General features: G+C 64.4%; 8 protein-coding genes. 1 reads left to right on the forward strand and 7 read right to left on the reverse strand.

All coding sequences use genetic code 11. The features are described 5' to 3' along the window. Positions 1 to 36: 36 nt before the first annotated feature. The 3 genes from F4827_RS07185 to F4827_RS07195 all read right to left on the reverse strand — a co-directional run bounded on the left by F4827_RS07185 (position 37) and on the right by F4827_RS07195 (position 3,006). Positions 37 to 1,209 carry a lipopolysaccharide assembly protein LapB gene (locus F4827_RS07185; RefSeq protein ID WP_183723217.1) on the reverse strand — a complete coding sequence of 391 codons (1,173 nt, stop codon included), beginning with the start codon at positions 1,207 to 1,209 and terminating at the stop codon, positions 37 to 39. A gap of 109 nt (positions 1,210 to 1,318) precedes the next feature. Continuing rightward, positions 1,319 to 1,999: a PspA/IM30 family protein gene (locus tag F4827_RS07190; RefSeq protein ID WP_183723219.1), complete on the reverse strand. Its 681-nt coding sequence runs from the start codon at positions 1,997 to 1,999 to the stop codon at positions 1,319 to 1,321. A gap of 419 nt (positions 2,000 to 2,418) precedes the next feature. Continuing rightward, the gene (locus F4827_RS07195) at positions 2,419 to 3,006 is read right to left on the reverse strand and encodes a plasmid mobilization protein (protein ID WP_183723221.1); all 588 of its coding nucleotides are present in this window, start codon (positions 3,004 to 3,006) and stop codon (positions 2,419 to 2,421) included. A 550-nt stretch (positions 3,007 to 3,556) separates the two neighbouring features. Between F4827_RS07195 and F4827_RS07200 the strand changes: the two genes are divergently transcribed. After that, a complete protein-coding gene (locus tag F4827_RS07200) occupies positions 3,557 to 6,079 on the forward strand; it encodes a penicillin-binding protein 1A (RefSeq protein ID WP_183723223.1) in 2,523 nt (840 codons plus the stop codon). Between the two features lie 316 nt (positions 6,080 to 6,395). On the opposite strand, the gene F4827_RS07205 is transcribed toward F4827_RS07200, so the two are convergent. From F4827_RS07205 to F4827_RS07220, 4 genes are all read right to left on the reverse strand, one after another. Further along, positions 6,396 to 6,818 carry a hypothetical protein gene (locus tag F4827_RS07205; RefSeq protein WP_183723225.1) on the reverse strand — a complete coding sequence of 141 codons (423 nt, stop codon included), beginning with the start codon at positions 6,816 to 6,818 and terminating at the stop codon, positions 6,396 to 6,398. A 294-nt stretch (positions 6,819 to 7,112) separates the two neighbouring features. Next, on the reverse strand, positions 7,113 to 8,606 hold the full coding sequence (locus tag F4827_RS07210; protein ID WP_183723227.1) for an efflux transporter outer membrane subunit: 1,494 nt from the start codon (positions 8,604 to 8,606) through the stop codon (positions 7,113 to 7,115). 14 nt (positions 8,607 to 8,620) lie between these two features. Next, positions 8,621 to 11,767: an efflux RND transporter permease subunit gene (locus F4827_RS07215; RefSeq protein ID WP_183723410.1), complete on the reverse strand. Its 3,147-nt coding sequence runs from the start codon at positions 11,765 to 11,767 to the stop codon at positions 8,621 to 8,623. 23 nt (positions 11,768 to 11,790) lie between these two features. Then, complete coding sequence (locus tag F4827_RS07220) at positions 11,791 to 12,885, reverse strand: efflux RND transporter periplasmic adaptor subunit (RefSeq protein ID WP_311672783.1); 1,095 nt, start codon at positions 12,883 to 12,885, stop codon at positions 11,791 to 11,793. Between the last annotated feature and the right edge of the window lie 368 nt (positions 12,886 to 13,253).

The following is a 13,253-nucleotide window of genomic DNA, read 5'->3' on the forward strand; positions in this document are numbered from 1 at the left end:
GAGCCCGTCTGGACAGATCGGCAATAAAGGCAACGTTCAGGAATTCCAGTCGTCGGACGAGTCGTTGCTGCCCATATCGACCCCGCCGCCCGAATTGTCGTTCCAGTCGTTCGAGCCCTGGCCGTAATCGACGCCGCCATCGTTGTTGCCGCCACGGCGGCGCTCGTCGTCGCGATCGACGATCACGTCGCGTTCGACCACACGGTCCCGGCCCGAATTGAGCGCTTCGCCAAGCAGCACGCCGGTCAGCAGACCGCCCATGCCACCCATGCCGCCACCGCCTTGCTGGACGATGACCTGCGGTTGCTGTTGCGGCGGATACTGCGGCGGATATTGCGGCTGACGGCCGAACGCCGCATCGGCTTCACGGGCGTAGGGCGAGTCGCCGCCGTACGAAGCTGGCGCGGCAGCCTGTGCGTTCGGATCGGGACGGCCTTCGGCGCGCGCCTTCAGGCTCGCGAACTGGCGCTCCAGATCTTCGATCTCGTAAGGCGCGACCGGGCTCTTGCTGCCCGAAAGCTTCTCGACCACGCTGCGCAACTGCGCCTCGAACGCTTCCACGTCCTTTTCGAGCGCTTCGTGCCCGGTAGCGGTCGAGAGCTTCACGTCGAGCTTGAGCGAGCGCACGGCAGTGAGCAGGTCGGTGGCGCGCTTGAGCTGGTCGCGGCGGTCGTCGCCAGCCTTGGCGTCGTCATTCGACTTCGCACGGCGCAGCGTCCAGCGCAGCACCAGCGCAATGCCGATCACGACGATCGCAATGCCGATCCACATGCCCATGCCGGGACCGTGATGCTGCGGCGCTGCTGCGGCGGCCATCGCGGCGGGGGCAGCCGACTGCTGCGCGAACGGATTGCTGGTCCGGCTCGGGGTCGTGGCGCCCGCGCGCGTGGCGTCCGAACGGATCTTCGCTTCGACCTGGGCGAAACGCTGCGGCTGCGTAAAGCGGATCTGCGGATCGAGCGATTTCGCCTGCTCAACCTGGGTGAGCGCGTCGGCGTAGCGGCCTTCGCGATTGAGCACCTGCGCGTACAGATAGTGCGCGCGGGCATTGTCGGGGTGCGCCTGCAGAACTTCGGTCAGACCCGAGTCCGCGCGCTGCCAGTCGCCTTGCGACATCGCGGATTCGATCTGCTGCACGCTCGGTACCGCGAACGCCAGACCGCTCACGAGGGCGAGCGATGCGAAAACAGCGACAAGAAACTTTTTCATGTTGCAGGCCGGGCGGCTTGTCGCCCGTCTCCATGACATACGTAACGTGGATGCGGCAGGGTGCTCGCAGCAAGCAGAGCGCCGCGCCGCATCCGTCACGCGCGGCGCGTTACTGCGCCGGCGTATTGAGCTGCTTTTTCAGGGCTTCGAGGCGGTCGTCCACCGACGGGCCCTTGTTGAGCGCGGCGAGCTTGTCTTCCAGTGCCTTGCCGCTGGAGGTGTCCGCCGAATTCAGGCGGGCATCCGAGCGCGCGTTCGACAGGTTCACCTTGTCTTCGAGCTTCTGGAAATCCTGCGCAAGATTCTTGCCGCCAATACCGCCGAGCGCCGTGGCCGCGGTGTCCTTGGCCTGGGCGATCTGCTGCTTGGCTTGCAGGATGTTCGAGCGTGCATTCAGATCGTTGCGGCGCGAGCGCATGTCGTCGATCTGCTGCTTGAGCTGATCGACCGACGGCTCGAGCTTGGCGAGTTCAGCAGCGAGCGCATCGCGTTCGGCTTCTGCGGTCGACTGCGCGCCGAGCGCTTCGCGGGCGAGTGCTTCGTCGCCCGATTGCAGCGCGCGCTTTGCGCCGTCCTCGTACTTCTTCGCCTTGTCGGCGGCCACGTCGCGCTTGCTTTGCTGCATCGCGACCTGTGCCTGGATCTCGACGAGCGAGTTCTCGGCTTTTCCGATGCTGTCGTCGAGTTCGCGCACGATCTGGCGCGCGTCGCGCGACGGGTCCTGCACGGAATCGGCCGCGTCGTTAAGGAGACCCTTGACCGTGCGGGAGATGGAGTCGAAAAGCGACATGGAATTCCTCCGGTGTAATGAGATCGGCCTTGTTCATATCGATAAAGGCCGCAGTACGTGCGTTCATGCCGCGCTGCGTTTGCCGTGTGCGATTCGCTGCGATTCACTGCGATTCGTTATGCACTCAGCTTACGCCGCTTTGTGCGGGCTGCGCATGCAGCGCGAAAATCGGGGCGCTTCGGGCAATTGCAATAGAGCCAGACGGTGCGTGATCGAAAATTGCTCACGGTGTGCGATTGCGTCACCTGCATTGCCCGTGCGGACAAAACCTTACGTCTTCGTTTCGATCGTCTGGCCCGCCCACAATGCTCGCGGATATTACACCACGGGGTCTCTTAAAAGGGACTTAAAGGCCCGCATAGACTGCTGCGGCGACTGAAGCTGGAACGCTGGCCGATACCCGCGGCAGGCTTCGGGCCTCAGGCGAACTTTCCGCCTTCTGGCGCGGCGTCGCTATCCGATTCGCCTGTCTCGTCGCGCACGCGCTGTGTACGCGCGAATGGCGCGTTACTGAGCGGTTGCAAGGGTGGGCCTTCACGCAAACTTACGGTATCGGAATGTGAATTCCCACCATCGGCTGCGCGTTCTTCCGGTTCCGCCGGTTCCACCCATTCGGCTGCGTGCGCTTGGGCAGCAAGGCGGGCGACAGTCTGGGCCAGTTCGCGTTCGGCGTGATTCAGCGCGGGTTCCTGTTGCGGAGCATCGGCGGATTCTTCCTGCGCCTGCAACTGCACCTGCGTTGGGGGCCGGATTCCCGCGCCGCGTCCCACACGCAGCGGCTTTGCCGCCTTGCGCAGCACCTGGGCAAGCGCATCGGGTTCGCGCGGTGCGTTCAGCCGGTCGACGATGCTCGCGGCCTTCACCTGATCGCTCGTCGCGCTGAAGGCGATCACAGCGCGCCGCATCAGCTCGCTGACGCTGATGCCGAGTTCGTCGGCCGTGGCGGAGATCGCACGCTTCTGGGCGGGCGTGACGAAGACGACGATGCGTTCGCTGGGCTTGTTCATGATCGGCTCAGAGTAGGCAGGCGTTGAGCAATCTTTCCATCATAAGACGACACACGCGCTGCGCAACGCAAAGATGCACCCGCGGGCGCCTCAACGCACGCAACAATGTATCGGGCATGATGATAATGGGCGCGCGTTACGATATCGAGTCGGGCTTCGAGTCGATATTTTCTCCGCGGAACAGCGCAGAAGGCGCAAGCTGCAGTCACGAAGCGGAAGCGATCTCGCGCCCGGGCCGAGTCCAGGAAACTCTTACAAAAAAAGCGCGACTGTCAGCGCGCGATTTATTTAGAATGCGCTGTTACATTTCGCGCAGATGCACGCTTCAGAGGCTTTGCGCGAAAGGTTGCTGAAAGAGTGACCACGCGACGGCGCGTCTTACCCACGCGCCGCGTGACCGGACGGGGGCGTTGCCGGTCACGCCGCGGCACCGCACTCGGGGTGCGATGCCGTCCACGCCGCATTGGCGCCATGACGCCATGATCAGATCTATGCGTGCTTTATTGCGCGCAGCCGGGGCGCAGCTTGAGACGCGCCAATCATTCCAGTCATGCCTATCATCAAACGACCGCCTTCACCGCAATACCCGAACGACGATCGGGAACCCTCCTTCAACAACGGACGCCAGCCGCGTAACGACGAATCGCGTTCCGAATCACGCTCCGGTTCGCGCAACGAGCGCCCGCGCAAGCGTTCCATTTTCTCGTCGATCGCACTGGGCTTCTTCGGCCTGTTCGCCACGCTTGCCGTGGTGGGCGCGCTGATCGTTGGCTATGCGCTCGTCGTCATGGGGCCGCAGTTGCCCTCGCTCGACGCGCTCACCAACTATCAGCCGAAGGTGCCGCTGCGCATCTACACGGCCGATCACGTGATGATCGGCGAGTTCGGCGACGAACGACGCCAGCTGGTGCGCTTCCAGGATATCCCCGACGTGCAGAAGAAGGCCGTCCTCGCGATCGAGGATTACCGCTTCTATGAGCACGGCGGCGTGGACTTCGTCGGCATCCTGCGTGCAGGCGTGGCCGACCTGATGCACGGCGGCGCGTCGCAGGGCGCGAGCACGATCACGATGCAGGTCGCGCGTAACTTTTTCCTTTCGAGCGAGAAGACCTACACGCGCAAGATCTACGAAATGCTGCTCGCCTACAAGATCGAGCGCGCGCTCACGAAGGACCAGATCCTTGAGCTGTACATGAACCAGATCTATCTGGGTCAGCGCGCCTATGGTTTCTCGGCGGCGGCGCGCGTGTACTTCGGCAAGGATCTGAAGGACATCACGCTCGCCGAGGCGGCGATGCTCGCGGGCCTGCCGAAAGCGCCGTCCGCGTATAACCCGATCGTCAATCCGAAGCGCGCGAAGATTCGCCAGCAGTACATCCTCAAGCGCATGCTCGATCTCGGTTACATCACCCAGGACCAATACGCCGAAGCCGTGAAGGAGCCGCTGCGCACGCGCACCGCCGGCACCGAATACAGCGTGCACGCGGAGTACGTTGCGGAAATGGTGCGGCAGATGATGTACGCGCAGTACAAGGACGAAACCTATACGCGCGGCCTGACGGTCACCACGACCATCGATTCGGCCGATCAGAACGCTGCCTACGCCGCCGTGCGCAAGGGCGTGATGGACTATGAACGCCGTCACGGCTATCGCGGCCCGGAAGGCTTCGTGCAACTGCCGCAAGCCGGTGACGACCGCGACCAGGCGATCGACGATGCGCTCACCGATCACCCGGACAACGGCGACATCGTCTCGGCCGTGGTCACCGAAGCGGGGCCGAAGTCGGTTACGGCGCAGCTGCTCGACGGCACCTCGGTCAGCATCACGGGCGAGGGCCTGCGCTTCGCGGCGCCCGGACTGTCCACGCGCGCCTCGCAGGCGCTCAAGATTCGCCCGGGTTCGATCGTGCGCCTGATCGCCGACGAGAAGAACAACTGGCAGATCACGCAGTTGCCGCAGGTGGAAGGCGCGCTTGTTTCTCTCACGCCGCAGGACGGCGCGATCCGCGCGCTGATCGGCGGCTTCGACTTCAACAAGAACAAGTTCAACCACGTGACGCAAGCCTGGCGTCAGCCGGGTTCGAGCTTCAAGCCGTTCATCTATTCGGCGTCGCTCGAAAAGGGTCTGGGACCGGCGACCATCATCAACGATGCGCCGCTGTACTTCCCGCCCAGCTCGCCTGGCGGTGACGCGTGGGAGCCGAAGGACGACGACCAGCCCGACGGTCCGATGCCGATGCGCCTCGCGCTGCAGAAGTCGAAGAATCTCGTGTCGATCCGCATCCTGTCGTATATCGGCACCAAGTACGCGCAGGACTACGTGACGCAACGTTTTGGCTTCGACGCCGACAAGACGCCGCCGTATCTGCCGATGGCGCTCGGCGCGGGTCTGGTCACGCCGCTGCAGTCGGCGGGCGCGTATAGCGTGTTCGCCAACGGCGGCTATCGCATCAATCCGTATCTGATCGCCGAAGTGGACGATGCGCACGGTCAGCCGGTGTCGCGCGCGCAGCCGTTGGTCGCGGGCCAGAACGCGCCGCAGACGCTCACGCCGCGCAATGCCTACATCATGAACAGCCTGCTGCATTCGGTGGCGACGGCAGGCACGGGCGCTGGCACCAACGTGCTGCACCGCGACGACCTGCAAGGCAAGACCGGTACGACCAACGACGCGCACGACGGCTGGTTCGCCGGCTATCAGCGCAACCTGGTCGCGGTGGCGTGGATGGGTTACGACCAGCCCAAGAGCCTTGGCAGCCGCGAATTCGGTGCGCAGCTCGCTCTGCCAATCTGGGTCAACTACATGAGCCAGGCGCTGCGCAACATTCCGCAGTCCGAGCCGCCGATGCCGGCCGGTATCACCACGATCGGCGGCGAGCTTTACTACTCGGATGTGACGCCGGGAGCGGGCTTTGTTGCCTCGATCGGCATGGATTCGGGCGTGCCCGCAGGTGCGGCCAGCGACGCCAGCGGCGCGACCGGCAGCATGGGGCCGGGCGGCATGACGCCGCCTGGCGTGACGTCGAGCGAGAAGCAGCAGATCATGGATCTGTTCGAGACGAACAAGCCTTGATGGAAGCATCGGGTTGCCCGATCACCGGCAACCCGGGCGATTCCGGTAAACCCAATCCCTGACACGGCACATCGGCAACGGTGTGCCGTGTTTTGTTTTCTGCGGACAAAATCCTTTTGCGACAGGCACTTGGGCAGGTTGCCCAGGGCTTTTCCACAGGACCTTCAACAGAATCTGTTGATAAGTCGCGCGTGCGTGCGATGGTCTGTTGTCCACAGTTTTTGTTGGCAGCCCTGTGGGTAACCTTGGGAGAGCGAAGCTAACTGCCTGATCCACAAGCGCTTGTTCTCATGCGTCGGCAATCAGGCAGTTCGGATCAGAAAGTATTGTCGTATCGGAGTCCGATGGTTTTGCCGTGCGGGCTGCCCGAATACATCAGCGCCCAGTGCGCGAGCCATGCGCCCGTGAGCGCGCCCAGCGTATCGGCGAACAGATCCTTGTACGAGAAACCATCGGTGCGGCAGGTGCCGTCGAGGGTTTCCTTCAGCAGACCCGGCACCGCGCCGAGCAGCGTGCCGTAGATCACCGGATGATCGGTGTCGCGCATCAGCCAGCCGCCTAGCGCCCCAAACGGCGCGGAGACGCCGAAGTGCTCCAGCTTGTCCGTGCCCGTCCAGCTGTCGTCGGTCTGCACGCGAAAGCCGCCGTGCGAACTGGAGCAGTCGAAGCCCGCATGCGCCGCGGCGCTAGCCATGAGTAACACTGCGGCGCAAAGACCGCGATGAGGGATGAGTGCCATGATTGGTGGGGCCCCCTTGGCGAGGTTGTGGGTGGTCCGTTTTCCGGACAAAGCCGTCGATTTATATGTAGGAATCCAAATTAATTAGAATTAAAAGGGATCTCTATACGCTCGATTTGCGGCCGAGTGTATCAGTAAAGTCCTAAATATTTACTTGAGATCTTTCTGTCGGAACACCATGAAATCTGCGCAAAATCGCAGAGATTCAAGGCAGGGAAGACGGCGCGCGGCGGCGCGAAATCCGCCGCCATCCGGATGGCCGTGCGCACCTTGCATGCGCACGGCGACGCGCTTTCACGGCGTCGATGTCGTCGCGCTGGCCGCTTTCGTGCCGCCGTCGGTTGGCGGATTGCCCATCGCCTGGAACAGCGCGGCGGTATCCGAAAGCCGCGCGCCGCGATAGCGGATCGCGTCGAGACTGGCGTTGCGCCATTGCTGCTCGCTCTGACGCACGGCGTAGTAGGGCACCGCGCCCAGCTTGTAGCGCGCGTTGGTATCGTCGTAGACGCCTTGCGCGGTCTGCGCCGAGGTGCCGGCAGAGTCGAGCGCCTGGGCATCGTGCTCCAGCGCCGCGAGTCGGTCGGCGACATCCTGGAAGGCCGCGAGCACGGTCTGCTTGTACGAAGCATTGGCCGCGTCGTACGACTGCAGGGCCGCGCGCCGTTGCGCGAGCAGCGCGCCGCCGTGAAAGATCGGCTGCGTGAGCGAAGCGCCGATCGCCCACAGCGCGCCCACGCCCGAGGTTGCCACTGGCCAGCTAAAGCCGCCCTGGCCGATCCCTGCGGAAAGCGTGATGCTCGGGAACATCTGCGCTGTCGCCGCGCCAACATCGGCGGAGGCGGCGATCAGCGCCGCGCCCGCGGCCTCGATATCGGGACGCGTCTTCAACAGGTCCGATGGCACCACCACCGGCACTTGCTGCGGCAGATGGAAACTCGCGAGATCGAGATCGGCCGGCGCCTGATCGGGCGTGCGGCCGAGCAGCACGGCCAGCGCGTGACGCAGCGCAGCGGCCTGTTGTTGCAGGCCCGGCAGATTGGTGGCGAGCGCCGCCGCACTTTGCTGCGCATTGAGCAGATCCGTGCGCGAGACCGCGCCCAGCGCATAGCGCTTTTGCAGATCGTCGGCCTGCGCGTTGGCGATGGCGATGAGTTGCTGTGTCGTATCGATCTGGGCATGCAGCGTGGCGATCCCCACCGCGCTCGTGACGATATTGGCGGCCAGCGCACGGCGCGCCGCCTCGAACTGGAACGCCTGCAAATTCACGCGTGAGGCGAGCGCGGCGTTGTTCAGCCGCGTTGCGCCAAAAAGATCGAACGAGTAGCGCACCTCGACGAGGCCCGCAAACAGGTTGTATTCGAGCTTGTCGACGCCCAGTTGCGGGATGCCGGGCGCGCGCTGGCGCTGCGCGGTGCCGATCGCATCGACGGTCGGCAGCAGCGTGCTGCCGATCTGGCCGCGCAATTGCTCGCGCGCGGCCTGCAGGCTGTGATCGGCGGAGGCGAGGTTCGGGCTGTTCGCCAATCCTTCTTCGACCAGCGCATCGAGCGCAGGCGAATCGAACTGCGTCCACCATTGCGGCACGGGTTGCGCGCCCACCACGAACTGCTGCGCGACGCCCTGCGCAGCCACGGTCTGCGTGGGCTGCGCATCGATGCCATAGTGGGCGGGATTGGGAATCGCAGGCGGCTCGCCACTCGGACCAAACGAGCAGGCGCTCGCGCACAACGCCGCGAGTGCGGCCGCGCTCGCACGCACCGGCAGGCGCGGCAAGGCAGAGGTTTTCATCAACGCGGATCGTTTCATGATGCATTCTCCGCATTCGGGCGCGCGGCGTCGCTTTCGATGCTGCGCACGCGGAACGCCGCCGCATAGAGGGCGGGCAGGAAAAACAGCGTGAGCACGGTCGCGCTGGTGATGCCGCCCATCAGCGCGGTGGCCATCGGCCCGAAGAAGTTCGAGCGCACCAGCGGAATCAACGCGAGCACGGCGGCAGCTGCGGTCAGCATGATGGGCCGGAAGCGCCGCACCGTGGCGCCGACGATGGCGTCGAAACGCTTGTGCCCGGCGCGGATATCGCTCTCGATCTGATCGACCAGAATCACCGAATTGCGCATGATGATGCCGAACATCGCAATCACGCCGAGCATCGCCACGAAGCCGAACGGCTCGTGAAACAGCAGCAACGCAGCGGCCACGCCGATCAGCCCGAGCGGCGCGGTGAGCACGACCATCATCACGCGCGAGAGGCTTTGCAACTGGATCATCAGCAGCGTCAACACGGCGATCATCAGCACTGGCAACTGCACGAAGATCGACGCCTGGCCCTTGGCGCTTTCCTCGACCGAACCGCCGACCGCGATGCGATAGCCGGTCGGCAGCGTGCTTTCCATCGAGGCGAGCGACTTCTGCAGCGCATGGGTCACGTCGATGCCTTGCGCGCCGCGCCGCACGTCGGCCTGCACCGTGATGGTCGGTTGCCGGTCGCGCGACCAGATCACGCCGTATTCAAGCGTGTTTTCGAGGTGCCCGATGGCCCCCAGCGGCACCGGTCCGTTGGCGGTCGGCATGGCCAGCGCCAGCATATGGGCGGGATCGACGCGTTCATTGGCGGGCGCGCGCAGATCGACGCTGATGAGCTTGTCGCGTTCGCGGTACTGCGTGACCGTGTAGCCGGAGTAAGTCATCTGCAGGAAGTTCGCTACGTCCTGCGAAGTGATATTGAGCGCGCGCGCTTTCTGCTGGTCGATGGCGAAGTGCAGCGAACGCTCGGCGGGCTCGTCCCAGTCGAAGCCGACGTTCTCGGTGCGCGGGTCGGCGCGCATCTGCTTCGCCACGCGATCGGCAATGGCGCGCACCGTGGCGATATCGTCGCCGCTCACGCGGAACTGCACGGGATAGCCCACCGGTGGCCCATTTTCGAGCCGTGAAAGGCGTGTGCGGATCGCGGGGAAATCGTTGCGCAGTTTCGTTTCGAGCCAATCCGCAAGTTTCTCGCGATCCTCGACCGATTTCGCCGTGATGACGAACTGCGCGAAGTTCGGCTGCTGCAACTGCTGGTCCAGCGGCAGATAGAAGCGCGGCGCGCCGGTACCGACGAAGTCGATCGAATGATCGATCTCCGGGCGACCTTTGAGCGCCTCTTCGAGCCGCTTCGTCTGCCGCAGCGTGGCGTCGAACGATGCGCCTTCGGGCAGGCGCACATCCACCAGCAGTTCGGGGCGGTCGGAGCTTGGGAAGAACTGCTGCGGAATCAGCGTGAAACCCGCCAGCGCCACGACAAACAGCACAATGGTGAGCGCGAGCACGACGATGTGCCGCTCGATGCACCAGCCCACCCAGCCGCGCAGACGATGGTAGAAGCGCGTGTCGTAGATGTCTTCTTCGGGATGCGCGCCATGCGTGTGAGCCACGTTCGGGTCTGGCTTGCGCTCGGGGAGCAGGCGATAGCCGAGCAGGGGAATCAGCACGACGGCCGCGAACCACGAAGCGATCAGCGCAATCGCCGAAACCTGGAAGATCGAGCGCGTGTACTCGCCCGTGCTCGATTTCGCGAGCACGATCGGCAGGAAGCCGGAGACCGTGACCAGCGTGCCGGTGAGCATCGGGAACGCGGTGCTGGTGTACGCATACGCCGCCGCGCGCGTGCGGTTCCAGCCCTGCGCAAGCTTCACAGCCATCATCTCGACGGAGATGATGGCGTCGTCCACCAGCAGGCCGAGCGCTAGCACCAGCGTGCCAAGCGACACCTTATGCAGGCCGATATCGAACAGATACATCACGAGCGCGGTGACGGCCAGCACGATCGGAATCGTGATGACCACCACCATGCCCGTGCGCACGCCCAGCGAGACGAGACTTACGATCAGCACGATGCCGACCGCCTCGGCCACCGCTTCGACGAAATCGTCGACCGAATGCGAGACCGCATCGGGCATGCTCGACACTTCCACGAGCTTGAGGCCCGCAGGCAGTTCGCGGCGCAACTGCTCGACGCGCGCATCGAGCGCCTTGCCCAGACGGATCACATCGCCGCCCGGCTGCATGGTGACGCCGATGCCCAGCACGGCCTTGCCCTGGAAGCGCATCTGCGTGGCGAGCGGCTCGTCGTAAGCGCGCCGGATGGTGGCGATGTCGCCCAGCCGGAAGCTGCGGCCATTCACGCTGATGAGCGTGTCCGCGAGCGCCTTGAGATCCGTGAACTGGCCGCTCGGGCGCACGAAAACACGGTCGTCGGGCGTGGTGAGCGTGCCCGCTGCGGCGACACTGTTCTGTGCGCCGATCGCCTGGCCAAGCTGCGTAGGCGAGATGCCCAGACGCGTGAGCTGCGCGTTCGCGATCTCGATATAGACGCGTTGATTCGGATCGCCAAAATAGTCGACCTTGCCGACGTCCTTCACGCGAAGTAGTTCTTCACGCAGGTTATCGGCGTAATCGTGCAGTGGGGCGGGCGAAAAGCCGTCGCCTTCGAGCGTGTAGATGTTGGTGTAGACGTCGCCGAATTCGTCGTTGAAGAACGGCCCTTGCACGCCTTGCGGCAGCATCGGCCCAATATCGCCGACTTTCTTGCGCACCTGATACCAGGTCTCGCGCACCTCGGAAACGGGCGCGGAATCCTTCATCGTGAAGAACACCAGCGACTCGCCGGGCCGCGAGTAACTGCGCAGGAAGTCGATATACGGCGTTTCCTGCAGCTTGCGGCCGATGCGGCTCGTGACTTCGTCTTCCATCTGGCGCGCGCTCGCGCCCGGCCAGAAAGTCTGGATCACCATCACGCGAAACGTGAAGGGCGGATCTTCGGACTGCGAAAGACGCGTGTACGACAGCGCGCCGAAGATCGTCGCCAGCGCGATCAGAAAGGTGACCAGCGAGCGATGGCGCAGCGCCCAGGCCGAAAGATTGAAGCGGCCTTCGTCGTGATCGTGGCCTGGGCTCAGGTCAGGTTCCATGTTTTGCGGCGCTTCGCGTTCGCTCATGACGCGAAGTCCTCCGGATGAAGCGGCGCAATCGGCTGCACTTTCTCACCCACGCTCACGGTATGCACGCCTTGCAGGACGATGCGATCGCCGTCCTTGAGGCCGTCGGTCACGGTGATCGTGCGCGCGTCATAACGCGACACGCTCACACGCCGCAGTTGCAGCACGTTATCCGCGCCGGCTGTGCCTTGCACGATCCACAGCGCGGGCGCGTTGCCGTCGTGAAAGAGCGCCGTGGCGGGAATCGTGAAGGAGCGCGGCTGCGCATTAGCCTTACCGGTCGGATTGGGCGCGAGGGCGATATTGGCGGTCATGCCCAGCCGCACGTCCGCATCCGGATGCTCCAAAGTGAGCTTGATGCGCCAGGTGCGGCTTTGCGGATCGGCGGCTGCGCTCAGTTCGCGCACTTTCGCCGAATAGCTGCGCCCCGGTAGGGCGGGCAGCGTCACCTGGGCGGTGTCGCCCGCATGCAAGCCGGCGATGGCGTTTTCGGGCAGATCGCTCACCACGTCCACCTCGCCGGTCCACGCGAGCTGATAGACGGCCTGGCCCGCCTGCACATTCTGCCCGGTGTCGGCGTTTTCGGCGGTGATGACGCCCGCGTGATCGGCCACGAGCTGGGTGTAGCGGCGCTGATCCTGTGACAGCGCGAGCTGCTGTTTCGCCTGGTCGCGCTGCGCCACGGCCGATGCATACGCGTCCTGCGTCTGTTCTAACTGGGCGCGCGCGATCAGGTTGGCTTGCGCCTGCGCGGTATCGCGGTCGAGCTGCTGTTTCGCGAATACGAGACGATGCTGCGCGGCGTCGTACTGGGCCTGGGCGCTTGCGGCATTCTTGTCGTAATCGGCGGGATCGAGCCGCGCCAGCACCTGGCCGGGCTTGACTGCATCGCCAAGACGAACGCTGCGCTCGATGATCTTGCCGTTCACGCGGAACGACAGCGGCGTGCTGTTGCGCGCCTGTACGCCGCCCGGATAGGTGGTGGAGGGCGCGCTTTGGTCGGCGTGCACCGTCATCGAAACGACCGGACGCGGTCCCGGGGCGGCTTCTTCATGCTTGCCGCAGGCGGCAAGGCCGACGAGGGCGCACAACGCGCACGCGCTCGCGAAGCGCGATAACCTCAAAACACCTGGACGCGAAGCCCCCCGCAAGGACGGATTGACGACGATAGTCTGGGACTGGCACTGGGACTGACTGCGCATTCTGTTCGATGCGCCACGACCGCGACGATTCACATGGACCTCGACATGCCTGGAACGCACGCGCGCCCAACCCATGCGCGCTTGTCGCTCGCGCCGGGCCTGTCGCGCCGCCGCTGAGTCCGTTCGCCTGCGCCAGTCAGGCGCGCAGGACGTGGGGCGCCTGGATGTCTCCTCCGTCGCACACCGTCCGGTCTCAGATGATTTTATGAATTCTAATACAGCGCTGTATCTGGATGCAGAAATGAATCCGAAGAAAG

It is taken from the genome of Paraburkholderia bannensis, assembly GCF_014200455.1.
Lineage (GTDB): Bacteria > Pseudomonadota > Gammaproteobacteria > Burkholderiales > Burkholderiaceae > Paraburkholderia > Paraburkholderia bannensis_A.